Source organism: Streptomyces sp. NPDC087440 (assembly GCF_044744005.1).
Taxonomy (GTDB): domain Bacteria; phylum Actinomycetota; class Actinomycetes; order Streptomycetales; family Streptomycetaceae; genus Streptomyces.
Window position 1 is genome coordinate 150492 of the sequence record NZ_JBIUXN010000003.1, and the last position, 24212, is coordinate 174703.

General features: G+C 72.7%; 17 protein-coding genes. 5 read left to right on the plus strand and 12 right to left on the minus strand.

Features of this window, described 5'->3' with window-relative positions; genetic code table 11:
* The first annotated feature begins 142 nt into the window (after positions 1-142).
* Entirely contained in the window at positions 143-1273 is a 1131-nt protein-coding gene (locus ACIO3O_RS08965; RefSeq protein ID WP_401743775.1) for a magnesium and cobalt transport protein CorA, read from the plus strand.
* Between the two features lie 3 nt (positions 1274-1276).
* On the opposite strand, the gene ACIO3O_RS08970 is transcribed toward ACIO3O_RS08965, so the two are convergent.
* From ACIO3O_RS08970 to ACIO3O_RS08990, 5 genes are all read right to left on the minus strand, one after another.
* The gene (locus tag ACIO3O_RS08970; RefSeq protein WP_401743778.1) at positions 1277-1885 is read right to left on the minus strand and encodes an MBL fold metallo-hydrolase; all 609 of its coding nucleotides are present in this window, start codon (positions 1883-1885) and stop codon (positions 1277-1279) included.
* A 45-nt stretch (positions 1886-1930) separates the two neighbouring features.
* Complete coding sequence (locus ACIO3O_RS08975) at positions 1931-2956, minus strand: L,D-transpeptidase (protein ID WP_401743780.1); 1026 nt, start codon at positions 2954-2956, stop codon at positions 1931-1933.
* A gap of 55 nt (positions 2957-3011) precedes the next feature.
* The gene (locus tag ACIO3O_RS08980; RefSeq protein WP_401744458.1) at positions 3012-4154 is read right to left on the minus strand and encodes an LLM class flavin-dependent oxidoreductase; all 1143 of its coding nucleotides are present in this window, start codon (positions 4152-4154) and stop codon (positions 3012-3014) included.
* A 2-nt stretch (positions 4155-4156) separates the two neighbouring features.
* Complete coding sequence (locus ACIO3O_RS08985; protein WP_401743783.1) at positions 4157-4729, minus strand: SRPBCC family protein; 573 nt, start codon at positions 4727-4729, stop codon at positions 4157-4159.
* Between the two features lie 122 nt (positions 4730-4851).
* A complete protein-coding gene (locus ACIO3O_RS08990) occupies positions 4852-5409 on the minus strand; it encodes a DUF6328 family protein (protein ID WP_401743785.1) in 558 nt (185 codons plus the stop codon).
* Between the two features lie 302 nt (positions 5410-5711).
* Here ACIO3O_RS08990 and ACIO3O_RS08995 point away from each other — a divergent pair, with 302 nt between their 5' ends.
* From ACIO3O_RS08995 to ACIO3O_RS09005, 3 genes are read left to right on the plus strand one after another with little or no spacing between them, the layout of a single operon-like run.
* A complete protein-coding gene (locus ACIO3O_RS08995) occupies positions 5712-10277 on the plus strand; it encodes a HAMP domain-containing protein (protein WP_401743787.1) in 4566 nt (1521 codons plus the stop codon).
* Positions 10274-12817: a SpoIIE family protein phosphatase gene (locus ACIO3O_RS09000; protein ID WP_401743790.1), complete on the plus strand. Its 2544-nt coding sequence runs from the start codon at positions 10274-10276 to the stop codon at positions 12815-12817. The genes ACIO3O_RS08995 and ACIO3O_RS09000 overlap by 4 nt, the downstream gene beginning before the upstream one ends.
* 41 nt (positions 12818-12858) lie before the next feature.
* On the plus strand, positions 12859-14070 hold the full coding sequence (locus tag ACIO3O_RS09005) for a phosphatidylserine/phosphatidylglycerophosphate/cardiolipin synthase family protein (protein ID WP_401743792.1): 1212 nt from the start codon (positions 12859-12861) through the stop codon (positions 14068-14070).
* On the opposite strand, the gene ACIO3O_RS09010 is transcribed toward ACIO3O_RS09005, so the two are convergent.
* From ACIO3O_RS09010 to ACIO3O_RS09040, 7 genes are all read right to left on the minus strand, one after another.
* A complete protein-coding gene (locus ACIO3O_RS09010; protein WP_401743793.1) occupies positions 14045-15061 on the minus strand; it encodes a YihY/virulence factor BrkB family protein in 1017 nt (338 codons plus the stop codon). The genes ACIO3O_RS09005 and ACIO3O_RS09010 overlap by 26 nt on opposite strands.
* A 30-nt stretch (positions 15062-15091) precedes the next feature.
* A complete protein-coding gene (locus ACIO3O_RS09015) occupies positions 15092-16486 on the minus strand; it encodes a glycoside hydrolase family 6 protein (protein WP_401743796.1) in 1395 nt (464 codons plus the stop codon).
* A gap of 1032 nt (positions 16487-17518) precedes the next feature.
* The gene (locus tag ACIO3O_RS09020; protein WP_401743798.1) at positions 17519-18676 is read right to left on the minus strand and encodes an XdhC family protein; all 1158 of its coding nucleotides are present in this window, start codon (positions 18674-18676) and stop codon (positions 17519-17521) included.
* 75 nt (positions 18677-18751) lie between these two features.
* Positions 18752-20209 carry an NCS2 family permease gene (locus ACIO3O_RS09025; RefSeq protein ID WP_401743801.1) on the minus strand — a complete coding sequence of 486 codons (1458 nt, stop codon included), beginning with the start codon at positions 20207-20209 and terminating at the stop codon, positions 18752-18754.
* Between the two features lie 266 nt (positions 20210-20475).
* Entirely contained in the window at positions 20476-20700 is a 225-nt protein-coding gene (locus ACIO3O_RS09030; RefSeq protein WP_401743804.1) for a hypothetical protein, read from the minus strand.
* Positions 20701-20704: 4 nt separating this feature from the next.
* Positions 20705-21307 (minus strand): (2Fe-2S)-binding protein, encoded by a 603-nt coding sequence (locus ACIO3O_RS09035; protein WP_401743807.1) that lies wholly within the window; start codon positions 21305-21307, stop codon positions 20705-20707.
* Positions 21308-21309: 2 nt separating this feature from the next.
* A complete protein-coding gene (locus ACIO3O_RS09040; protein WP_401743810.1) occupies positions 21310-22203 on the minus strand; it encodes an FAD binding domain-containing protein in 894 nt (297 codons plus the stop codon).
* Positions 22204-22471: 268 nt separating this feature from the next.
* On the opposite strand from ACIO3O_RS09040, the gene ACIO3O_RS09045 reads away from it, so the two are divergent.
* Positions 22472-24193, plus strand: coding sequence for a PucR family transcriptional regulator (locus ACIO3O_RS09045; RefSeq protein ID WP_401743813.1), 1722 nt, complete (start codon positions 22472-22474; stop codon positions 24191-24193).
* Positions 24194-24212 lie beyond the last annotated feature (19 nt).

Below are 24212 nucleotides of genomic sequence, written 5' to 3' on the forward strand. Positions count from 1 at the left end.
CACCTTCTGTCCGCAAGGGGGCCCCGCCCGGCCCCGCCGTCACCGCGCCGGTCCCCTTCGCCCCGTATATCCTGCTTCGTGATCCGCTGCCCGGCGGATGCGGACCATGCCCGGAAACGGACGAGGGAGGCGGACGAGCCCCATGCCTGCCAAGAAGCGCACCTGGCGCCGCCAGCCCTCCCTCGCGCCCGCCCCTCCCGCTCCGTCCGCTCCCCCGGCCGGACGCCGACAGCCCCCCGACGCGCACGACCACGGCAGCGTCGTCAACGCGGCCCTCTACCGGGACGGCATCCGCGTCTCCACCCCGGACTCCCTCGCGGAGACCTTCCGCCAGCTGCGCGAGCACCCCGACGGCATGGCCTGGATCGGTCTGCACCGGCCCACGGAGGCCGAACTCCACTCCCTGGCCGAGGAGTTCGACCTGCATCCCCTCTCCATCGAGGACGCCCTCGAAGCCCACCAGCGCCCGAAGCTGGAGCGCTACGGCGAGACGCTCTTCGTGGTCCTGCGCGCCGCCCGCTACCTGGACGCGGCCGAGGAGGTCGACTTCGGCGAGCTGCACGTCTTCGTGGGCCACGACTTCGTCATCACGGTCCGCCACGGCGCGGCCCCCGACCTCTCCGCGGTCCGCCGCCGCATGGAGGAGACCCCCGAGCTCCTCTCGCTCGGCCCCGAGGCGGTCCTGTACGCGATCCTGGACGCGGTGGTCGACGGTTACGCACCCGTCGTCTCCGGTGTCCAGACCGACATCGACGAGATCGAGACCGAGGTCTTCCGCGGCGACCCCGAGGTCTCGCGGCGCATCTACGAACTCTCCCGCGAGGTGGTGGAGTTCCAGCGCGCCACCCGCCCCCTGATCGGCATGCTGAACGGCCTGATGGCGGGCTTCACCAAATACCGCACGGACGAGGAACTCCAGCGCTACCTGCGCGACGTCGCCGACCACGTCACCCACACCAGCGAGCGCGTGGACGGCTTCCGCCAGGCCCTGACCGACATCCTCACCGTCAACGCGACCCTGGTCACCCAGCAACAGAACGCGGAAATGCGGGCGTTGGCCGTCGCGGGCTTCGAGCAGAACGAAGAGATCAAGAAAATCTCGGCCTGGGCCGCCATCCTCTTCGCGCCGACCCTGGTCGGCACGATCTACGGCATGAACTTCGACAACATGCCCGAACTCCAGTGGGCTTGGGGCTACCCCTTCGCCATCGCCCTGATGGCCATCGTCTGCGGCGGCCTCTACGTCGTCTTCAAGAAGCGCGACTGGCTGTAGCCGTCACAGCTCGGCCCCCGGCTCCAGATACCGGTAGTCGGTCCCGCCCTGCTCCTCCAGCCAGCCGTTCGCGCTGGCCAGGCCGCGGGAGTTGAGCTGGGCGTCGTGGATGCCGACGGCGCGTTCCGGGTGGGCGGTGCGGGTGAAGTCGATGGCCTCGCTGATGCGCATCCAGGGGGCGTGCAGGGGGACCAGGAGGGTGTGGACCGGAGCGTCGGGGAGGTGGAAGGAGTCGCCGGGGTGGTAGACGGTGCCCTCGATCAGGTAGCCCAGGTTCGCACAGTCCGGGGCGTCGCCGTAGATGCGGGCGTGGGCTCCGCCGTGGGCGGTGACGCAGAAGCCCGCGGCGGTGAAGGCGTCGCCCGCGCCGACCCCGGTGACACGGAGGTCCGGGAGGCCGGGCAGGGCGGCGCCGTGGGGGGCGTACACCGGGATGTCGAGGCCGCGCAGGTGTGCGGGGTCGATGTGGTCGGCGTGCTCGTGGGTGATCAGTACGGCGTCCGCGCCCCGCAGGGCCTCGGGCTCGCTCCAGGCACCCGGGTCGACGACCAGGACGCCGAGGCCTTCCCGCTCCAGGCGGACGCAGGAGTGGGTGTATTTGGTGAGGTGCATGGGCCGACGCTATGTCCGCGGCAGGCACCCCACAAGCAACCCCCTTCAGGCTGTGGGCCGTTCGCCCAGTGCGCTGCCCGCGAGCCAGGCGGACCAGGAGAGGTTCCAGTCGCCGTAGCCGTTGCCGAAGTGGTCCATCGGCTTGCCGGTGGTGCCGGTGACCTCGATGACGTCGCCGACGCGGCTGAGGCCGTAGAGCCACCGGGCGTCCGCGTCGGACATGCCGATGCAGCCGTGGCTGACGTTCTCCTTGCCGAAGGAGGCCGCGTTGTCCGGGGCGGCGTGGATGTACTCGCCGCTGATCGTCTCGCGCATGCTCCAGTCGTACGGGTCGTAGTAGCCGTCCGGGCTGTTGCGCGGGATGCCGATGGTGCGGGAGTCCATGATCACGCGGCCGTCCTTGGAGAGGATCGTCTTGATGCCCTCGCGGGTCTTGAAACGGTCCTCGCCGCCGCTGACCGGGATGACCCTGAGCGTCTCGCCGTTGCGGACGACCGTCATGGTGTGGGCGGCCAGGTCGACCTTGTTGACCGTGGCGTCGCCGGTGGTGAAGGTGAGCCTGCGGTCGCGGTCGGCCGCGGTGCCGTCGGCGAGCTTCACGTGGGACAGGCGGGCGTCGAGGGTGACCTTCGTGTGGGCGGGCCAGTAGTGCTCGGGGCGGAAGTGGACCAGGGTGTCGCCCTTGGCCTCCGTCCAGTGCCAGGCGCCGGTGAGCGGCGTGGAGGTGGTGACCTTCAGGGCGCCCTCGATGCCGGCGCGGAGGGATCTGTCGACCTTCTGGCCCTTGAAGACCAGGGCCAGGGGCTGGCCGACGCCGACCGTGGAGCCGTTCAGCGGCGCGATCTGCGGGGCCACCGTGCGGCGCGGCGCGGCCAGCTTCTGGGCGGGCGGGGCGGGCTCGGCGGTCGGTGAAGGGGTCGCCGAGGGGGCCTTGTGCTCGACGTCGGCGACCACGGCGTTGTCCGCGGGGGTCAGCGCACGGGTCCCCTCGCCCCCGCATGCGGACACGGCCAGGGTGAGCGCCGCCACCGCGACAGGGATGCGGACGGTGGACGTGACGGTGCGGCGCATTCTTCCTCGTACCTCTGGGGGAACCGGACCGGTCGGGGTTCGACCGGTCGACCCATCAGGGTAGGAGACCCGTCGCGCCGCCCCCAGGGGCCGAAGGTCCCGCATCGGGCGGCAAGGGGCCCGGATGCGTCGGCCCGCCCCCCGCGCCCTCCCGGTCCACTTCCCGTACGAGATCCAGCGCGCGGCCCAGTGTGTCCAGGCGGGCGGCGAGCGAGTCGCCGGACGGGTAGAGGCGGATCGTGGTGACGCCCGCGTCGCGCCAGTCGCGCAGCCGGGAGCGGACCCGGTCGGGGGTGCCGATCAGGGTGGTGGCGAGGACCATGTCGTCGGTGACCAGGGCGGCCGCGCCGTCCCGGTCCCCCGCCTGCCAGCGGGTGCGGACCTCGGCGGCGACGTCGGCCCAGCCCTGCCGGGAGTAGGCGTCGTTGTAGAAGTTGGTGCTGCCGGAGCCCATGCCGCCGAGGCTGAAGGCGAGTTCCTTCTTGCGGCCCGCGAGCATCGTCGTCAGTTCGTCCTCGTCGCGGGCGAAGGCGACTTCCGCGCCCTGGCAGACGTCGAGTGCCGAGCGGTCGCGGCCGGAGGCGGCCAGGCCCGCGTCGAGGTGGTCGAAGGAGGCGGCGCGGGAGCCCTCGGGGACGAAGCTGGTGCCGAGCCACCCGTCGGCGATCTCCCCGGTGAGGTGCAGCATCTTCGGCGAGAGGGTGGCCAGGTAGACGGGGATGTCGTGTTCGGCGCGGATCGCCAGGCGCATGGGGCGGCCCTCGCCGCCGGGGAGGGGGATGGTGAAGGCCGTGCCGGAGTGGCTGATCCTCTCCCCCGCCGCCGCGCTGCGGACGATCTCCACCGTCTCGCGCATCCGGGCCAGCGGGCGGGCGAACGGCACCCCGTGCAGCCCCTCGATCACCTGCGGCCCCGACGGCCCGAGGCCCAGCAGGAAGCGGCCCTCGGAGAGGCGGGAGAGCGTGAGCGCCGCCTGCGCGACGGCGACGGGGGTGCGGGTGCCGAGCTGGATGATGCCGGAGCCCAGCAGGATGCGCTCGGTGCGGGCGGCGAGGAAGCCGAGCGGGGACGGCGCGTCCGCTCCCCAGGCCTCGGCGACCCAGCACATGTCCAGGCCCAGTTTCTCGGCCCCGGTGACGTAGTCCACGGTCTCGCGCCAGTCGCCGGACGCGGCCTCGACGGTGGTGGCGGTGCGCAGCATCAGCGTCCGCCCTCCTCGGGAGCGGCCTCGGGAGCGGCCTCAGGAGCGGCCTCCGGGTCGGCGCCCTCCGCGAGCCCCTTCAGCACGGCGAGCGTGCGGGCCATCCCCGTCTCGAACTCCTTCATCCGTACGAACACGATCTTCTGCTCCTTCTCCGGCATCCGGTCGATCGCGTACGAGAGCCCCGAGCGCCCCGGGCCGAGCCGCACCCACTGCGTGAGCACGGTGCCGCCGCGCTCCCCCTCACCCGAGAGGGTGAACTTCCAGAGGGCGGAGGGTACTTCGGGGTCCTCCACCGCCCAGGCGAACACCCTGCCGGGTTCGCACTCGACGACGTACGACGTGGTCTGCCACTCGCCGAAGGAGGGGTGCTTGTTGTGTCCGGCGAAGCGGGCGCCGAGTTCGGGCCCCGTCGCGCCGTCGAGCCATTGCACGGACCGCAGTTCGTCGCTGGTGCCGGGCATCAGCGTGATGTCGCTGGCCAGTTGCCACACCCGCTGCGGCGGGGCGTCGATCCAGACGCTGTCCTGCGCGGTGGGCCCGTCCGCGTACCGCGCACCCGTCCACTCCATGACCACGCTCCCTCAACTCACGTGCGGGGAAGAGCCGTTGAGGGAGGATACGCAGAGACATACCGTCCGGTCAGTAGGGCGGTACGAAATCGGGGTGCCCACGGCTCGCCCCGGGGGCCGCGTCAGTCCGTGTGCTTCCAGCGCGCCCAGAACGGCAGCACGAACCAGCACAGCAGGTACCAGCCGAACACCCCCGCCACCAGCCACGGCGCGAACGCGTTGTGCGTGGCCACCCGCATCACCAGCAGCAGCGCCGAGCACAGCGTGGCGAGCAGCAGGACCAGGCCGAGGAAGGTCAGCCGGGAGGCCCAGATGACGGCCTTGTGCTTGATCCGGCGGCCCGAGACGATCCGGTGGAAGGAGACCGGGCCGATGAGCGCACCGGTGGCGGTCGAGCCGAGGACCACCGTGACGATGTAGATGGTCTTGTCGGTCTGGGCCAGGTCCTGGAAGTGCGGGGTGAAGACCACCGTGAGCAGGAACCCGAAGAGGATCTGCACCCCGGTCTGGGTCACCCGGATCTCCTGGACCAGCTCCGCCCACTGCCGGTCGGCCCGCTCGTCCTCGCTCTCGGAACGGCCGCGGGGGCGACGCTCGCCGCCGTCGGAGCCGCCCCGGGAGCGGCGCTCCTCGTCCTCGGGCGCCCGCTCCGCTCTCTTCTCGGGGACCTTCTGCGTCACGTCTCGACCCTCCTCGCGCGCACTCGCCGCCGAGCGTCGCGCCCACCCGTATCCCGCCCGTATCGAGCATGCAATCGACCGCATACCCTTTCGGGCGACAGCTATGAGCTCGACGAGCGCCCTCGCTCGCCGTCCGGCCCTTGCGGGCACGGGGCGAACGAGCGCGGGAACGGCAAAAATTGTCGTACGGCAACTGTGGCACCATGACCCACGGAACGCCCGTTCGGAAGTGAGCTGGTCGTACCGGTGCCGCCCCCTGCGCGGGCCGGTGTCGAGCAAGTCACAAAGGGGTGGGGCAGACCATGGGGACAACGGGTTCCGAGACGGGCGGACGTTCCGGCGTCGGCAAGACGGCGGACGGGGCGTCGTCGGCGGCACCGGGCGCGGCGGACGGCACGTCGGCGGCGGCAGCGCCGTCGTCAGCATCCGCGTCGGCGGGCTCGGAGCGCGCCGCGTCGCACCCGGGCATCGACACCGCGGCGGCGGACACGAGCATCGCCCCCTCCGCCGGACTCGGCGCCACACCGGCCGGCCGCACGAGCGCCCCCGCAGCGGACACCGGTGCTTCCTCGGGTACGGACGCCTCATCTCGTACGGCAGACCCTTCGCGTACGGACGTCCCTTCGCATACGGACGCCTCTTCCGGTACGGATGCCCCCGCACCCCCTCGCACGCCCCGCGCCAAGGCTCCGCGCAGCCGCACCGGCGCGGCCTCCGCCAAGCCGCGCACCGCCCGCCGCACCCCCGCGAAGGCCACCGCCGAGGCGACCGTGCCCCCCGAGGCCGCCACGGCCCCCGAGACCGTGCCCGCCGTCGAACCGGCCCGCACCACCCGGGTCGCCCGCACCGCGCGCACCCCCAAGACGCCGGCCCCCACCGCGAACGGGCACGCCCGGCAGCCCGACGGCTCCGTCGGCGAGCCCGAGCTGCGTCAGCTGCTGGCCGGGCTCACCGCCGTACGCGACGGGGACTTCGGCACCCGCCTGCCCGACGACCGCGACGGCCTCCTCGGTGAGATCGCCCAGGTCTTCAACGGCATGGTCGACCAGCTCTCCCTGTTCACCTCCGAGGTGACCCGTGTCGCCCGCGAGGTCGGTACCGACGGACGCCTCGGCGGTCAGGCCGAGGTGCCGGGCGTCGACGGCACCTGGAAGGACCTCACGGACTCCGTCAACGCGATGGCGGGGAATCTGACCACCCAGGTGCGCGACATCGCGCAGGTCGCGACCGCCGTGGCCAAGGGCGACCTGACCCGCAAGATCGACGTGGACGCGCAGGGCGAGATCCACGAGCTGAAGAACACCATCAACACGATGGTCGACCAGCTGTCGTCCTTCGCGGACGAGGTCACCAGGGTGGCCCGCGAGGTCGGCACCGAGGGCCGTCTCGGCGGTCAGGCCGACGTCCAGGGCGTCTCCGGCACGTGGAAGGACCTCACGGAGTCCGTCAACGTCATGGGCGACAACCTGACCGCCCAGGTGCGCTCCATCGCCCAGGTGACCACCGCCGTCGCCAAGGGCGACCTCTCGCAGAAGATCCGCGTGGACGCGCGCGGCGAGATCCTGGAGCTGAAGGAGACCATCAACACGATGGTCGACCAGCTCTCGGCCTTCGCCGACGAGGTGACCCGGGTGGCCCGCGAGGTGGGCACCGAGGGCAATCTGGGCGGCCAGGCGACCGTGCGCGGCGTCTCGGGCACCTGGAAGGACCTCACGGACAACGTCAACGTGATGGCGTCCAACCTCACCGGCCAGGTGCGGTCGATCGCGCAGGTCGCGACCGCCGTCGCCAAGGGCGACCTGTCGCAGAAGATCAACGTCGAGGCGAAGGGCGAGGTCGCGGCGCTCGCGGGTGTGATCAACACCATGGTGACGACGCTGTCCGCCTTCGCCGACGAGGTGACCCGCGTGGCCCGCGAGGTCGGCACCGAGGGCATCCTCGGCGGCCAGGCCCACGTGCCGCACGTGGCCGGCACCTGGAAGGACCTCACCGACAACGTCAACTCGATGGCGAACAACCTCACCGGGCAGGTCCGCAACATCGCCCAGGTGACCACCGCCGTCGCGCAGGGCGACCTGACCCGCAAGATCGACGTCGACGCCCGGGGCGAGATCCTGGAGCTGAAGACCACCATCAACACGATGGTCGACCAGCTGTCCTCCTTCGCCGCCGAGGTCACCCGCGTGGCCCGCGAGGTGGGCTCCGAGGGCCGGCTCGGCGGCCAGGCCGAGGTCGAGGGCGTCTCCGGTACGTGGAAGCGCCTGACCGAGAACGTGAACGAGCTGGCCGGGAACCTCACCCGGCAGGTCCGTGCCATCGCCGAGGTGACCAGCGCCGTCGCCGAGGGCGACCTGACCCGCTCCATCACCGTGGACGCGTCCGGCGAGGTCTCCGAGCTCAAGGACAACATCAACTCGATGGTGGAGTCCCTGCGCGAGACCACCCGGGCCAACCAGGAGCAGGACTGGCTCAAGACCAACCTGGCCCGCATCTCGGGGCTCATGCAGGGGCAGCGCGACCTGACCGTCGTCGCCGAGCTGATCATGGACGAGCTGACCCCGCTGGTCGGCGCGCAGTACGGGGCCTTCTACCTGGCGCACGACACCGGCCGCAACCCCGAGCTCGAACTCATCGGCTGGTACGGGCACTTCATGGGCTCCCAGGACCGCCCCGTCCGCTTCGAGCTGGGGCAGTCGCTGGTCGGGCAGGTGGCGCGCAGCCGCCGCACGATCGCGGTGGACGATCTGCCGTCGGGGTACGTCACCGTGTCCTCCGGGCTCGGGTCGACGGACGCGCGGAGCCTGCTGGTGCTGCCGATCGCCGTCGAGGGGCAGGTGCTCGGCGTGATCGAGCTGGCCTCGGTGGGCGGGTTCACGCCGGTGCACCGGGACTTCCTGGAACAGCTGATGGAGACGGTCGGCGTCAACGTCAACACCATCGTCGCCAACGCCCGCACCGACGAGCTGCTCGGCGAGTCGCAGCGTCTGGCCGCCGAGTTGCAGTCGCGTTCGGAGGAACTCCAGTCGCAGCAGGAGGAGTTGCAGCACTCCAACGCCGAACTGGAGGAGAAGGCGGCGCTCCTGGCGTCCCAGAACCGGGACATCGAGGCGAAGAACCTGGAGATCGAGCAGGCGCGGCAGGAGCTGGAGGACCGCGCGCAGCAGCTCTCCATCGCCTCGAAGTACAAGTCGGAGTTCCTGGCGAACATGAGCCACGAGCTGCGCACCCCGCTCAATTCCCTGCTGATCCTGGCCCAGTTGCTCGCCCAGAACCCGACCCGCAACCTCTCCGCCAAGCAGGTCGAGTACGCGGGTGTCATCCACTCGGCGGGCTCCGACCTGCTCCAGCTGATCAACGACATCCTCGACCTGTCGAAGGTCGAGGCGGGCAAGATGGACGTCAACCCGGAGCCGGTGGGGCTGCGCAAGCTGCTCGACTACGTGGAGGCGACCTTCCGCCCGATGACGGCGCAGAAGGGCCTCGACTTCCGGATCAGCGTCGCCCCGGGCGCCCCCGCCGAACTGGTCACCGACGACTCCCGGCTGCGCCAGGTCCTGCGCAACCTGCTGTCCAACGCGGTGAAGTTCACCGAGGCGGGCGCGGTGGAGCTGCGCATCGACCCGGCGATCGGCGCGGACCTGCCGCCCACCGTGCGCCCGCACGGCCCGGCCGTCGCCTTCCGTGTGATGGACACCGGCATCGGCATCGCCGAGCAGCAGCTCGAAGCGATCTTCGGGGCGTTCCAGCAGGCCGACGGCACGACCAGCCGCAAGTACGGCGGCACGGGTCTCGGGCTGTCGATCAGCCGCGAGATGGCGCATCTGCTCGGCGGCGCGATCCAGGTCACCAGCGCGCCCGGCGAGGGCTCGACCTTCACCCTCTACATCCCGGTGGCCCGCTTCGAATCGCCCGCCGCCTACGCCGACCCGGCGCTCAAGGACAAGGAGCGCGAGGTGACGGCGCTCGGGGCGCCGGCCCCGGCCGTTCCCGCGCAGCAGCGCAGGCTCCTGGTGATAGAGGACCGGCCGCGCGGACTGCTGTCGCTGGTCGCGGAGAGCGCGGTGTCGGAGCTGGGCGACGGGTCGCTGCCCGACGCGCGGGGCCCCGTTCACGTACGTACCGCCGTCGGCCCGGAGGAGGCGGCGGCCGCGCTGGCGTCCGACCCGTGCCACTGCGTCGTCATCGGCCTGGACATGCCCGACGGGTCGGCCATGCGGCTGCTGGCCGCACTCGACGGCGACCCGGCGCTGCGCCAGGTGCCGGTGCTCGCCCACCACACGCGCCCGCTGGAGGCGTCGCACGAGCGGCAGATCCTCGAATGGTCGCGCTCCAAGCCGCTCGAACTCCTGCCCAGCCTGGACGAGTTGAGGGAGCGCATCGCCCTGCACCTGACGGCGGAGCGCCCCGCGGACGTCCTGCCGCTGGTCCGCCCGGCCGCCCTCCCCCTGGAGGTGCCGCGCCACCCGGAGCCCGCCGCGGACGGCGGCCTGGACCTGTCCGGCCGGGTCGTCCTGGTGGTCGACGACGACGCCCGCAACGTGTACGCGCTGACCGGCATCCTCGAACTGCACGGCATGCGCGTCCTGCACGCCGACAACGGCCGCAAGGGCCTCGAAGTGCTCGCCCTGCACGGCGGGGTGGAGCTCATCCTGATGGACGTGATGATGCCGGAGATGGACGGCTACGCGGCGACGGCGGCGATCCGCGCCATGCCGGAGCACGCGGACCTGCCGATCATCGCGGTGACCGCGAAGGCCATGGAGGGCGACCGGGACAAGTGCCTGGCGGCGGGCGCGAGCGACTACATCACGAAGCCGGTCGACGCCGGCGACCTGGTGTCCCGCATGCGCACGTGGCTCGCCCGATGAGCGGGGAGCAGCCTGCGCACCGCCAGGACGCGACGGAAGCACCGGCCGCAGCCGACCCGGCGCCCACCGCGCCCGGCACCGGGGACCCCGCCGACCTCCCCGGGGCTGGCTTCCTGGCGAGCCATCCGCCGTACGGAGCCGAGCCTGCCCGTGCCGCCGGCGGAGCCGCAGACGGCGCCCCCACGCCCTTCCCGTCCGACCGTGGCGCGCACCCCCCGCCGCGCCCCCTGGACGCCCTCGCGTCCACCATCGAGCAGTTGCGCCGGGACCTGACGCTCGCTCAGGAGTCCGCCGACGCACGGGCGTTGATCGGGATCGCCACCGGCATCCTGGTCGAGCGCGGGCAGGGCGGGCCCGCCGAGGCCGCCCTGCACCTGGAGCACCTTGCCGAGTCCGCCCGGGTGCCGCTCCTGGAACTGGCCGCCGACATCGTCAACGGGGCCGCCGGGGACCATGTCGCGGACGCGCTCCCGGCGTCCGCGTACCCGTCGCCGTCCGCCCAGGACACCGGCACCAAGCCGGGCACCGTGCTGCGGCTGCGGGCCGCAGAGACCGGGTCGATGACGGGGGACGCGCAGACCGCCGCGCAGTCCCTGTTCGAGCAGGCGCTCGCCCCGCTGGGCGCGAGCGCGCTCGCCCTGTGGGCGGCCGGGCGCGACGGCGCGCTGATACTGGCCGGGCACGCGGGCTTCTCGCGCGGCGAGGCGGAGCGCTGGAGATACGTGCCCCCGGGGGTCGGGACCTGGGCGCAGCACGTGCTCACCGAGCGACGCCCGCGCTGGTACGGAACGCTGCCGCCCGGCGCCCCGGGCATCGGCCTGCGCCACGGCACCGACGGCGCGCGCAGCATCCTGCCCGCCGAGGTCGGCGGCCGCATCCTGGGCGTACTGGAAGTTTGCTGGCCGCAGCCGCAGCCGCCGCTCACGACCGCCGCGACCCGGCAGCTCGACGCGCTCGCCGACCTGTGCGCGCACACCCTGCCCGGCACCGACGTGTCCGCCGCCTCGGCGGGCTGGCCGCCGGACGAGCAGGCGGGCCCGCTCGCCGACCTCGCCGACGGCCTCCTCGACCCGGCGCTCGTGCTGCTGCCGCTGCTGGACGACCGCAACGAGGTGGTCGACTTCCACATCGCGTACGCCAACGAGCGGTTCGCCGACCTCGCGGGCCGCTCCCGGGCCGTGCTGACGGGGATGCGCTGGCTGGAGGCGTATCCGCTGAGTGCCCATCAGGGAGGGCTGTACGAGCACCTGTTGCGGGTGCATGCGACGGGCGAGCCGTTCCGGGCGGGGCGGATGACGCTCAACTCCCAGGTGGACGAAGTGCCGTTGGTGTCGGTGGCCTCGGTGGGGGTCGGGCGCTACGGGGACAGTGTGCTGCTGAGCTGGCGGCTGGAGGACGAGGCGTCGCGGCTCGCCTCCCTGCTCCAGCACGCCCAACGCCTGGGCCGCATCGGCGGGTTCGAGGAGAACGCCGTCACCGGCGACATCCTCTGGAACGGTCAGCTCTTCACCCTCTTCGGGCTGCCGCCCAGCTCGTCGCCCGTACCGCTGGAGCGTCTGCACCACCACGCGCACGAGGACGACTCGGTGGCCATCGGCCGCTTCCTGCGGACGCTGCTGCACCACCGCCACTCGTCGTCCACGGCCTTCCGGCTGCGGCGCGCCGACGGGGTGATGCGGCACATCCGCATCGTCGCCGAGCCGGTCACCGATCCGGCGGGGAACATCCTGTCCATCCGGGGCGCCTACCAGGACGTGTCCTCCCAGCACTGGACCGAGGTGGCGCTCGCCGCGACCCGGGACCGGCTGGCGGACTCCGAGGAGCAGTCGGCGGCCCGCAACAAGCTGGCCCTCCAGCTCCAGCAGGCGATCATGCCGCCGACCCGCGACGCGGTGGAGACCTCCGGGCTGCTGGTCGCGGTGCGCTACCGGCCCGCCGAGGAGGAGCACCTGGTCGGCGGCGACTGGTACGACGCGGTGGCGCTGCCGGGCGGCAAGGTCCTCCTCGCCGTCGGCGACATCGCGGGCCACGGCATCGACGCCGCGACCGGCATGGTCGTCCTGCGCAACGCGCTGCGCGGGCTCGCCGCGACGGGCGCGGGCCCGGCCCAGCTGCTGGGCTGGCTGAACTCGGTGGCCCACCACCTCACCGAGCAGGTCACCGCCACCGCGATCTGCGGCGTGTACGACCCCGAGACCCGGCTGCTGCGCTGGGCACGGGCGGGCCACCCGCCGCCGGTGCTGGTGCGCGACGGGGCCGCGGCGGCGCTGCCGATGCCGCCGGGCATACTGCTCGGTGCGGTCGGCGAGGCTCCGTACACGGAGAACGACCTCGTGCTGGAACCGGGCGACCGGCTCCTGATGTACACCGACGGGCTCATCGAACGGCGCGACCGCACGGTCCAGGAGTCCCTGGAGCAGCTCCTCTCCCTGGCGGGCACCGCCCCGCCGGAGCTGGAGAAGCACCTGGACCGGCTGCTGACCCACAGCCGCTCGGACACCGACGACGACACGTGCCTGATCGGCATCGAGGTCCGCTGAACCACCGCCCCCCTTCCCCCCTCCCCCGGAGCGCTTTTGCCATGACCGCTGAGCTGATACCCGTCCAGACGACCGCGGCCGACGCCGACACCGACGCGGATGCCCGCAAGCAGCGCCTGCGCCGCCGCCTGGAGCGACTGATCGGCATCGCGGCCACCGAGGGCAACCACCTCACGGCGCTGCGCAACGGCGACGAGATCTTCCCGGCGATGCTCGGTGCGATCGAGCGGGCCGAGCACACGATCGACATGATGACGTTTGTATACTGGAAGGGCGACATCGCCCGGGACTTCGCCTTCGCGCTGTCGGCGCGGGCGCGTGCCGGGGTGCGGGTGCGTCTGCTGCTCGACGGTTTCGGCAGTCGTCTCATCGACAAGGAGCTGCTGGCCGAGATGGACGCGGCGGGGGTCCGCGTCGCCTGGTTCCGGCCGCCGCTGCGGCTCTCGCCGCTCAAGCAGAACCACCGCTGCCACCGCAAGGCGCTGATCGTGGACGAGCAGACCGCGTTCACCGGCGGCGTCGGCATCGCCGAGGAGTGGTGCGGCGACGCCCGCAACCCGCAGGAGTGGCGGGACACCCACGTCGAGGTCAGGGGCCCGGCGGTGGACGGCATCGCGGCGGCCTTCGCGCAGAACTGGGCGGAGTGCGACGACGCCCTCTTCGACGCGCACGACCGCTTCGTGGAGCACCCCCGCACGGGCGACGCCGTGGTCCAGGTGGTGCGCGGTTCCGCCAGCTTCGGCTGGCAGGACATGCAGACGCTGCTGCGGGTGGTGCTGGAGTCGGCGGAGGTGCGGGTGAGGCTTGCGACGGCGTACTTCTCGCCCGACCCGTACTTCATCGAGCTGCTGTGTGCGACGGCCCGGCGCGGGGTGGAGGTGGAGATCCTGGTGCCCGGACCGTACACCGACAAGAGGGTGTGCCAGCTGGCGGGCGAGCAGCACTACGAGGAGCTGACGGCCTGCGGCGTGAAGATCTGGCACTTCCAGCCGACGATGATGCACGCGAAGGTCATCACGGTGGACGGCGTGGCCGCGCTGACCGGCTCCACGAACTTCAACCGGCGCTCCCTGGACCACGACGAGGAGGTCATGCTCGCGGTCCTGGACGAGGACTTCACGGCGGTGCTCGACGGGCACTTCGACGAGGACGTGCAGCGCAGCGAGGCGATCGTCGGGGCGAAGTGGAAGCGCCGGGGTCCGGTGCAGCGGCTGCGGGAGGCGGCTGTCACGCCGATCCGGCGGTACCTGTAGCGGCGGGTGCGGGCGGCGCGTCCCCCTCGCCGCCCTGGCCCGGGTCCGGCCGTACGGGGTCGGTGATCCCGGCGCGGGCGGCCTCCAGCTGGGCGGCGAAGGCGATGCCGAGGAAGAGGGCGATGCCGGTGAGGTTGGCCCACAGCAGCAGCGCCACGAAGGCGGTGAGCGGCCCGTACAGGGCCCCGAAGGACCCGCTCCTGGAGACGTAGAACGTCAGCAGCCAGGTCGCGCCGACCCACAGCACCAGGTGCACGGCGGACCCGAACGCCAGCCAGGTGTACCCGGGTTGGCGCCTGCGCGGCGACCACCGCAGGATGACCGCCGAGGCGACCCACGCCAGCAGCACCCCGGCGGGGATGTCCATGCCGTGCCACCAGCCGAGCCACCCGTCGGACCACCCGAGCGCCTTCACGAGGGCGTCCCCGACGGCGTCGCCCGCGACGAGCACCAGGAATCCCAGCACCAGCGGCATCCCCGCCGCCATGGCGAGCAGCAGGCTCCGCCCGTACTTCTGCGCGAACGGCCGGTCCCGCTCGATCCCGTAGATCCGGTTCGCCCCGCGCTCTATCTGCGCCATCGCGGACGCCAGGTTGACCAGCGCGAAGACCAGCCCCGTCCACATGGCGACGGCCGTCCACACGCCGGAGCCCGCACTGCGCCGCGTCTCCTCGAAGGCGTCCTCGATGAGATCGGCACTGTCCCCCGGCACGATCCCGACGAGGGTCTGCTCGACGACCCGCCCCACGGCCTCGTTGTGCACGGTCGCCGCCGCACCGACCACCGCCACCAGGAACGGCACGATCCCGAGCACCACTTGGTACCCCAGGGACCGCGCGTTGCTGAAGCCGTCGGCGTACCGGAACCGCGCGAAGGCGTCGAGCAGCAACTGACGGCCGCCGTAGTGACGCAGGGCCATCAGTGCTTCGTCGCCGGAGAGTTCGTCCCCGATCATGTCCCGGGTCTGCGGGACATGAACAGCAGTTCCCATCCGGCATACGCTACAGCGGTACGGGCCGCCTCATCCGGCGGGGTTGGGCTCCCCCGGGGCGACTCCGGCGTCCGCCCCCGCGTCGTCCCCCGCGGCGTCCTCGTCCCCCGCGCGGCCGCCCGGCAGCACCGGCGGATTCGCCAGGCGTACGAGTTCGAGGGCCTGCTCGGGGAACCAGTCACCGGCCTTGGGGTCGACGGTGTCGCGCTCGGGGTCCTTGGGGCCTGCGGTGCCGCGCAGGCAGAGGCCGTCGGACTCGCCCGGGGTCTTGATCCACAGCTTGGCGTCGTGCAGCGGGTCGCCGGTGCGGGTGGTGGGGCGGACGCCGAGACCTCGGCCGGGCGGGTTGCACCAGTCCTGCGGGTCGGTGTACTTGCCCGCGGGCGGGGTCCAGGCCCCCTTCCCGTTCCGGCTCGTGTCCGTCACGAAGTGCTTCATCCGGGACGGCGGGGTGGTGACGTTCTTGTCGAGCCAGGCCTGGGCCGCGGCCTTGTCGCCCTTCTGCGAGGGGCAGGCCTCGGCCTTCCCGCCCTTCTCCACATACGCGATGCAGGACGAAATCAGCTTCCCGTACCAGGAGTTGACCTCGTCGGTCTGATAATTGGAGGCGTTGGTGTAGAACCCCGTGGCGTTCTTGATCCCGCCCTTGATGAGCCGGGGGACGATGCTGGCGACGTCGTGCCAGCCCGCGTGCCCGGTGTCGAGGTAGACCCGCGTCTTGCGCAGCGCGGCCAGACTGCTGACCGCATAATTCACCTCCTCGTACCGGGCGGCGACCTTCTCCGCCTCCTCCCCCTTCCCGCACTCGGAGGGCAGCAGGGCGAGCGCGTCCGGCTCCAGGATGACGATGGCGTCGCGCTTGCCGATGCCCTGGGCGACGCCGTCGATCCAGGCCTTGTACTCGGCGGTGTTGCCCGCACCGCCGGCGGAGTAGTTGGAGCAGTCGCGGCCGGGGATGTTGTAGAGCGCGAACACGGGCATGGACCCGTCGATGCCGGCGTCGCGGGTGACCGCGCGGGCGTCCTTCTCGACGGCCTCGGGCGACTGGTCCCCGTACCAGACCGCGTGCGGCGTGCGCACCATGCGGATGATCCCGGCGGCGTCGCGCACACCGGCGGCGCTGCCGGTCAGCTTCAGGGCCTGCTTGTACGCGTCCGGATTGGCCAGCGGGGTGTAGAGCCGGGGGCTTCCGGCCAGCGCGGGGGCCGGCGGCCCGGCGGCGGGTTCCGGCGCACCGGAGGCGGGGGCGGAGGTGAGGGCCCAGATGACGCCTGCGGCGAGCGGGGGCAGGGCGGCAAGCGCCAGCACACGCGGCCCGGGACGTCGCCGGTGGCGGGCAGGGGGGCCGAGGGTGGGCACGGGGTGGTCGCCGTACCGGGTGGTGCGATCGTGCGGCACGGGGCGGTCGTGCTGTTCGGGTCGCATGGGGCTCTCCGGGGTCGCAAGGGCGTGCGGGAGCGGTTCCCGCACGAGAGTTGCCCAGGGCCATGTGCGCGTCAAGAGTGAGGGGGGTTCTGGGGGTGGCGCCGGGCCGAGATTTGATGGTGCATCAGGGGGTGGGGGGTGGCGATTTCTGGGGGGCCAGGGGGGTGACGGGGGGTCAGGGGGTGGGGATCGGGAGGTGCTTCCCGTGCGGGGGCCGGGGGCTTGGGTCCCGCGGGGCCGGGGGCTAGGGACCTGCGGGCCCGGAGCTTTGAGGGGCCTGCCCCTCGCCGCTGCCGGGAGCGGGAGGGAGCGTAGCGACCGGACGCGGGGCGCTGGGCGGGGGTCGCCGGACGCGGGGCGCGGGGCGCGGGGCGCCGGACGCGGGGCGCGGGGCGCCGGACGCGGGGCGCGGGGCGCGGGGCGCCGGACGCGGGGCGCGGGGCGCCGGACGCGGGGCGCGGGGCGCCGGACGCGGGGCGCGGGGCGCCGGACGCGGGGCGCGGGGCGCGGGGCGGTATCGGGGTGACGCCCCGGGGCGGGCCACTGGGGCGAAGGCCCGGGGCCTTGGGGGGGGCTGCTCCTCGCCCCTGCCGGGAGCGGGGAGGAAGCGTAGCGACCGGACTCGGGGCGGGGGCGCTGGGCGCGGGGCGGGGGCGCTGGGCGGGGTCGGGGTGACGTCACGGGGTGGGCCGCTGGGGCTGGGGTCGGTCGGGGCGGCACCCGGTGCCGGGGTGGGTTCTCTCCCCTACCCGCCCCTTCCCGTAACCCTGCGGGGCTGTGAACGGTTCCGTGCGGGTGGGTGGGTGGCTGGTCGCGCAGTTCCCCGCGCCCCTGAAATGCCCGCCCTTCGGGCGGCATTCAGGGGCGTGCCAGGCACCTCAGCCCGTCCGGCGTTTGAGGACGCGCGGCGGAGCCGGGCAGGGGGCGAGGGGCGGAGCCCCATCAGGGGCAGCAGCCCGGCACCCGGCCTCGCGAGTTGAGGTGGAGGGGTGGGGGTGGGGGTGGGGAGGGAGGGGCGCAGTCCGGAGGGGGTCAGGCCAGTGCCCCGAGGCGGTCCGGGGCGGCGGTGTCGCGGTGGATCGGGGTGTGGGCTCCGGCCAGGGAGACCCCGGTTCCGCCGCGCCGCACGGCGACGATCTCCGCCGCGATCGAGAGGGCCGTCTCCTCCGGCGTGCGCGCGCCCAGGTCGAGCCCGATCGGCGAGTGCAGCCGGGCCAGTTCCCGGTCCGTGAGGCCCACCGCCCGCAGGCGGTCGTTGCGGTCGAGGTGGGTGCGGCGCGATCCCATCGCGCCGATGTACGCGACCGGCAGCCGCAGCGCCAGCTCAAGGAGGGGGATGTCGAACTTCGCGTCGTGGGTCAGGACGCACAGGACCGTCCGGGCGTCGAGCCCGCCCGCATCCCGCGTCGCCGCCAGATAGCGGTGGGGCCAGTCGACCACCACCTCGTCCGCCTCCGGAAACCGCGCCCGCGTCGCGAAGACGGGCCGCGCGTCGCACACGGTCACGTGGTGGCCGAGGAACTTCCCCGCCCTCACGAGTGCCGCCGCGAAATCTATCGCCCCGAACACGATCATCCGGGGAGCGGGCACGCTCGACTCCACGAGGAGCGTCACCGGCACCCCGCACCGCGTGCCGTCCGCGCCGATCTCGATCGGCCCGGTGCGCCCGCCGTCCAGCATCGCGGCGGCCTCCGCGACGGCGGTGCGGTCCAGCTCGGCCGGACCGCCGAGCCCGCCCTCGTACGTACCGTCGGCACGCACCAGCACGGCGCGGCCGAGGAGTTCGGCGGGGCCGTCCGCCACCCGGGCGAGGGCGGCCGTCGCGCCCGCCGCCGCCAGCGCGCAGGCGGCGGTGACGGCGGAACGCGACGGGGAGTCCGCCCGTACCGGAGTGACCAGGATGTCGATGACTCCCCCGCAGGACAGGCCGACGGCGAAGGCGTCCTCGTCGCTGTAACCGAAGCGTTCGAAGGCGGACGCGCCGTCCGCCAGGGCCTGCTTGCACAGCTCGTAGACCGAGCCCTCCACACACCCGCCGGAAACCGACCCGATGGCCTCGCCGTCACTGTCGACCGCGAGGGCGGCACCGGGCTGCCTGGGCGAGCTTCCGTTCGTGGCCACGACGCTCGCGACCGCGAACTCCCGTCCCTGCCGAATCCACCGGTCCAGCTCTGCGGCGATGTCCAGCACGGGGATCTCCTTCAAGAGGTCAGGGACGAGGAACGGATGTGTGGAGGGCACGGAACCGTACTTCAGTCCCGGCGTCTATCCGACGCCGAGCCAGCTCTCGATCGGGTGCAGGGCGAAGTAGACGACGAAGATCGCCGTCAGCGCCCACATGAAGGCGCCCAGTTCGCGCGCCTTGCCCTGGGCCACCTTGATGACGGTCCAGGCGATGACACCCGCGGCGACACCGGTGGTGATGGTGTACGTGAAGGGCATCAGGACGACCGTGAGGAACACCGGGATGGCGGTGGCGCGGTCGGCCCAGTCCACGTGGCGGGCGTTCTGCATCATCATCGCGCCGATCACGACCAGGGCGGCGGAGGCCACCTCGGCCGGGACGATCGCGGTGAGCGGGGTGAAGAAGATGCAGGCCGCGAAGAAGAGGCCGGTGACAACCGCGGAGAGACCCGTACGGGCACCCTCCCCGACGCCCGTCGCGGACTCCACGAACACGGTCTGGCCGGAGGCTCCGGTGACACCGCCGATGGCACCGCCGGCGCCGTCGATGAACAGTGCCTTGGACAGGCCCGGCATGCGGCCCTTGTCGTCGGCGAGCTTGGCCTCGGTGCCGACGCCGATGATGGTGGCCATGGCGTCGAAGAAGCCCGCCAGGACCAGGGTGAAGACGATCATGCCGACGGTCAGGACGCCGATGTCGCCCCAGCCGGTGAACTCGACCTTGCCGAAGAGCGAGAAGTCCGGCATGGAGACCACGCCGTCGATCTCCGGCGGACGGCCGTTGCTCCAGCCCTTGCCCGGGATGGGCGAGATGGCGTTGACGATGACGGCGATGACGGTGCCCACGACGATCCCGATGAGGATGGCACCGGGGATGTTGCGGGCCTGGAGGGCGAAGATCAGCAGCAGGGTGACTGCGAAGATCAGGACGGGCCAGCCCGCGAGTTCACCGGCCGGGCCGAGCGAGAGCGGGGTCGCCTTGCCCGGGTGCACGAAACCGGCCTTGACCAGCCCGATCAGGGCGATGAAGAGGCCGATGCCCATGGTGATGCCGTGCTTGAGCGGCAGCGGGATCGCGTTCATGATCATCTCGCGGAGGCCGGTGACGACCAGGAGCATGATCACGACGCCGTACATGATGCACATCGCCATGGCCTGTCCCCAGGTCATGTTGGGGGCAACCTGCGAGGCGAGCACGCCGGAGACGCTGAGACCGGCCGCGAGGGCCAGGGGCACCTTGCCGACGAAGCCCATCAGGAGGGTGGTGACGGCCGCGGCGAAGGCGGTCGCGGTGATGAGCGCGGCGTTGCCGAGCACGCCGCCCTTGGCGTCCGGGCCGCTGAGGATGACCGGGTTGAGCAGGAGGATGTACGCCATCGCCATGAAGGTGGTGATGCCGCCGCGCACCTCACGGGCGACGGTGGACTGGCGCTTGGTTATGTGGAAGTACCGGTCGAGCCACGAGCGGCCGGCGGGCTGGCGCGTCCCCGCGCCGGCGTCCTCCGCCGTCGTCTTCGGCTCAGTGGACTGCTGGGTCATGGTGCCTTGTCTCCCAAGGTTCAAAGGGGCATCCCAAACACCGCGCACGGCATGGGAATTCGGGGACTGATACGAGGGCTGCACGACCCGGAGGACGGTCCGAGGTGAGCACTTGATGGTGGTGCGTGGTGGAACTGCCGCCTGAACAGCGGGCGTTGGGCCCCGGGCGGCGGGGCGGGTGGACGCGGGGCGTTCCGTGGAGGCAGCGCCGCCCGGGGAGTTCATGGGGGTCCTGACGGTGCGTCAGGGACCGTTGGGTCCCGGGATCACGTCCCGGTCGGACGTTCCGGGCGTACCGGAATCCGCCTGGCGGTCCGGCGGGGCGTCCCGGGGTGGTCGGCGGCGGCGAGTGCCACCGGCTCTCCGTGGTGTCGGACCGCGTACCCGCACGCGCCGGTGCCGTCGGGGTGCGGCGCGCATGCGCCGGTGCCGCCCTTCGCCCTGCTGGCGGTGGACCGGTGGACGGTGGCCGGAGAGCCGGTGACGCTCATGGTGCTAGACCGTTTCTTCCTGGGATTGCTGGCGGGCCGCAGCGAGGCGGACCGCGTCGAGGATCTTCTCGTAGCCGGTGCAGCGGCAGAGGTTGCCCGAGAGGGCCTCCCGGATGTCCGCGTCCGACGGCGACGGGTTGCGCTCCAGCATCTCGTCGGCGGCGACCAGCAGGCCCGGCGTGCAGAAGCCGCACTGGACGGCTCCGGCGTCGATGAACGCCTGCTGGACGGGGGCGAGTTCGCCCTGTTCGCCGGGCTGCCCGTCGGCGGGGCGGGCCTGCCAGCGCTGGGCCGAGTCCAGGGACGTACCGCAGGAACCCGATCCGCAGCCCCCTCCGGGGTGTTCGCCGGACCGGTGCTGTGCGTAGTCCGCGAGGCCCTCGACGGTGACGACCTCGCGGCCCTCGACCTGCCCGGCCGCGACCAGGCAGGCGCAGACCGGGACGCCGTCGAGCCGGACCGTGCAGGAACCGCATTCGCCCTGCTCGCAGGCGTTCTTCGAACCGGGCAGACCCAGCCGCTCGCGCAGGACGTACAGGAGGCTCTCGCCCTCCCAGACGTCGTCGGCCTCCTGCGGACGACCGTTGACCGTGACGTTGACGCGCATGATCAGGCAGCTCCTTCCAGGCGGGCGGGGGCGGTGCCCCGGTACTGCTCCCAGGTCCAGCCGAGGGTGCGCCGGGCCATGATGCCGACGGCGTGGCGGCGGTACTGGGCGGTGCCGCGCACGTCGTCGATGGGGTTGCAGGCGCCGGAGGCCAGCTCCGCGAACTGCTTGGCGATGGAGGGCGTGATGATCTTGCCGCTCTCCCAGAAGCCGCCCGCGTCGAGCGCGGCGTTCAGGAAGTCCTCGGCGGCCCGTGCCCGCACCGGGGTCGGTGCGGCGGAGCCGATGCCCGTCTTCACCGTCCGGGTCTCGGGGTGCAGGGCGATGCCGAAGGCGCAGACGGCGATGACCATGGCGTTGCGGGTGCCGACCTTGGAGAACTGCTGCGGTCCGTCCGCCTTCTGGATGTGTACGGCACGGATCAGCTCGTCGGGGGCCAGGGCGTTGCGCTTGACGCCCGTGTAGAACTCCTCGACCGGGATCATCCGGGTGCCGCGCACGGACTGCGCCTCGACCTCGGCCCCTGCGGAGAGCAGGGCGGGGTGCGAGTCGCCGGCCGGGGAGGCGGCGCCGAGGTTGCCTCCCACGGAGCCGCGGTTGCGGATCTGCGGGGAGCCCACGGTGTGGGAGGCGAGTGCGAGGCCGGGAAGCTCGGCCCGCAGGTGTTCCATGATCTGGGTGTACGGAACGGAGGCGCCGAGGTTCACACTGTCCTGGCCCACCTCCCACTCCCGCAGCTCACCGATGCGGCCCAGGTCCAGAAGGTACTCGGGACGGCGGTGGTCGAAGTTGATCTCGACCATGACATCGGTGCCACCCGCGATGGGGACAGCCGTGGGGTGCTCGGCCTTGGCGGCCAGGGCGTCCTCCCAGCTGGCGGGGCGAAGGAAGTCCATGGTTGGCTCTCTCTTCGTTTCGGGGGCGACTGTTCAGTTGCGTATGCACGTGCCACTTGCGTGTTCGCTTGTTCAGTTGCGCACCGTCCGCACGGTTCAAGCCAGCCGGTTCATGCTCTGTTCATGCGGGGGTGGCCCAAGTACACAAGCCGTGGCAGGCCCGGTGCAGTCACCGAAACCATGAAGCAGTTGGCTGGTCGCCCGTCTCGTCTTGTAGATTCGAACGAAAAGCCTCCCCTCACCACACAGAAACGGCGGCGACACGACCATGCGGCTGCGCGCCCTGCTGGAAACCGATGCGCTCGGCCTGAGCCTGCTGGGCGGCGCGGACGAGCTCGACCGCACCGTGCGCGGGGTCATGACCACTGACCTGCGCGACCCCACCCGCTACCTGTCCGGCGGCGAACTGGTCCTCACCGGTCTGGCCTGGCGGCGCACCCCCGAGGACTCCGAGCCTTTTGTACGGATATTGGCCGCGGCCGGCGTCGTGGGTCTCGCCGCGGGCGAGGCGGAGCTCGGCAGCGTCCCGGACGACCTCGTCCAGGCGTGCGCCCGGCACCGGCTGCCGCTGTTTTCGGTCACGGAGTCGGTCGCCTTCGCCACGATCACCGAGCACGTGGTACGGCAGGTGTCCGGCGAGCGCGCGGGCGACCTGGCGGCGGTCGTCGACCGGCACCGGCGGCTGATGACCTCGGGCCCGGCGGGCGGCGGCCCGGAGGTCGTGCTCGACCTGCTCACCTCGGACCTGGACCTGCACGCCTGGGTGCTCTCCCCGGTCGGCCGCCAGGTCGCGGGCTCCGACACCCCGCTGCCCCCCGGGGTCGGCCCGGCGCTGGCCGCCGAGCACCTGGCGGCCAGCCGCTCGGGTCGGCGCAGCCCGCACCGGGTGACCGTGGGCGGCACCGCGTACTCCCTGTTCCCGATCCGTACGTCGGGCCGCGGCCCGGAGCGGCTCGCCGGGACGGCCGCCTCCCGCGACGTCCGTACGAGCGTGCTGTCCGACTGGCTGCTGGCCGTGGAGGCGGACGCCGGGGACTGGCCCGCCGCACGCCTGGACCTGCTCCAGGGCGTCACGCAGCTGATCGCCGTCGAGCGCGACCGCCGGGACTCCGCCCGTACGGTACGGCGCAGGCTCGCCCAGGAGGTCCTGGAGCTGGTGCAGACCGGCGCGGCCCCCGCGGAGATCGCGGCCAGGCTGCGGGTGGCGGCCCCCGTGCTGCTGCCCGGGCTGGGGGCGGCCCCGCACTGGCAGGTCGTGGTGGCGCGGGTCGAGTGGGACGGCGGCACGGTGGAGAGCGGCCCGGCGGCGCAGGCGCTGCTGGAGGAGATCCTGGTCGATCCGACGGTTCCGGCGGACTCGATGGCCGCGGCCGCCGAGCCCGCCGACCGGATCGCGGTGGCGTACAGCGGCGAGGAGGCCATCGCCCTGGTGCCGCTGCCCGCGGTCGCGGCCGACCAGCCGGACGAGCAGGGCGACGGCGAGGGCAAGGCCCCCGGGCTGCACGCGGAGAGCCTGCTCGCCGCCGTGCAGGCGCCGCTGTCGGGCGGTCTCGCGGACGACGGGCGCCTGACGCTGGGCGTGAGCGCGCCGGTGCACTCGGCGGAGGGTCTGCGCGGGGCGCTGGAGGAGGCCCGGCACGCGCGCCGGGTGGCGGCGGCGCGGCCCGGGCGGGTGGCGGCGGCCGGGCACCACGAGCTGGCGTCGCACGTGCTGCTGCTGCCCTTCGTGCCGGACGACGTACGGCGTGCGTTCACCGCGCGCCTGCTGGACCCGCTGCGGGACTACGACCGGCGGCACCGTGCGGAGCTGATCCCGACCCTGGAGGCGTTCCTCGACAGCGACGGCTCCTGGACGCGCTGCGCGACCCGGCTGCATCTGCACGTCAACACGCTGCGTTACCGGGTGGGGCGGATCGAGCAGTTGACGGGCCGTGACCTGTCCCGGCTGGAAGACAAACTGGACTTCTTCCTGGCCCTGCGCATGAGTTGACGGAAAGTCGCCGCAGCTC

Excerpts from the sequence above, each read along its gene's own strand:
- ACIO3O_RS09000 (WP_401743790.1), top strand. The coding sequence starts at position 10,274 with ATGAGCGGGGAGCAGCCTGCGCACCGCCAGGACGCGACGGAAGCACCG.
- ACIO3O_RS09005 (WP_401743792.1), top strand. The coding sequence starts at position 12,859 with ATGACCGCTGAGCTGATACCCGTCCAGACGACCGCGGCCGACGCCGAC.
- ACIO3O_RS08995 (WP_401743787.1), top strand. The coding sequence starts at position 5,712 with ATGGGGACAACGGGTTCCGAGACGGGCGGACGTTCCGGCGTCGGCAAG.
- ACIO3O_RS09045 (WP_401743813.1), top strand. The coding sequence starts at position 22,472 with ATGCGGCTGCGCGCCCTGCTGGAAACCGATGCGCTCGGCCTGAGCCTG.
- ACIO3O_RS08970 (WP_401743778.1), bottom strand. The coding sequence starts at position 1,885 with ATGCACCTCACCAAATACACCCACTCCTGCGTCCGCCTGGAGCGGGAA.
- ACIO3O_RS09040 (WP_401743810.1), bottom strand. The coding sequence starts at position 22,203 with ATGGACTTCCTTCGCCCCGCCAGCTGGGAGGACGCCCTGGCCGCCAAG.
- ACIO3O_RS09035 (WP_401743807.1), bottom strand. The coding sequence starts at position 21,307 with ATGCGCGTCAACGTCACGGTCAACGGTCGTCCGCAGGAGGCCGACGAC.
- ACIO3O_RS09010 (WP_401743793.1), bottom strand. The coding sequence starts at position 15,061 with ATGGGAACTGCTGTTCATGTCCCGCAGACCCGGGACATGATCGGGGAC.
- ACIO3O_RS09030 (WP_401743804.1), bottom strand. The coding sequence starts at position 20,700 with ATGAGCGTCACCGGCTCTCCGGCCACCGTCCACCGGTCCACCGCCAGC.
- ACIO3O_RS08965 (WP_401743775.1), top strand. The coding sequence starts at position 143 with ATGCCTGCCAAGAAGCGCACCTGGCGCCGCCAGCCCTCCCTCGCGCCC.
- ACIO3O_RS09015 (WP_401743796.1), bottom strand. The coding sequence starts at position 16,486 with ATGCGACCCGAACAGCACGACCGCCCCGTGCCGCACGATCGCACCACC.
- ACIO3O_RS08985 (WP_401743783.1), bottom strand. The coding sequence starts at position 4,729 with ATGGAGTGGACGGGTGCGCGGTACGCGGACGGGCCCACCGCGCAGGAC.
- ACIO3O_RS09025 (WP_401743801.1), bottom strand. The coding sequence starts at position 20,209 with ATGACCCAGCAGTCCACTGAGCCGAAGACGACGGCGGAGGACGCCGGC.
- ACIO3O_RS08975 (WP_401743780.1), bottom strand. The coding sequence starts at position 2,956 with ATGCGCCGCACCGTCACGTCCACCGTCCGCATCCCTGTCGCGGTGGCG.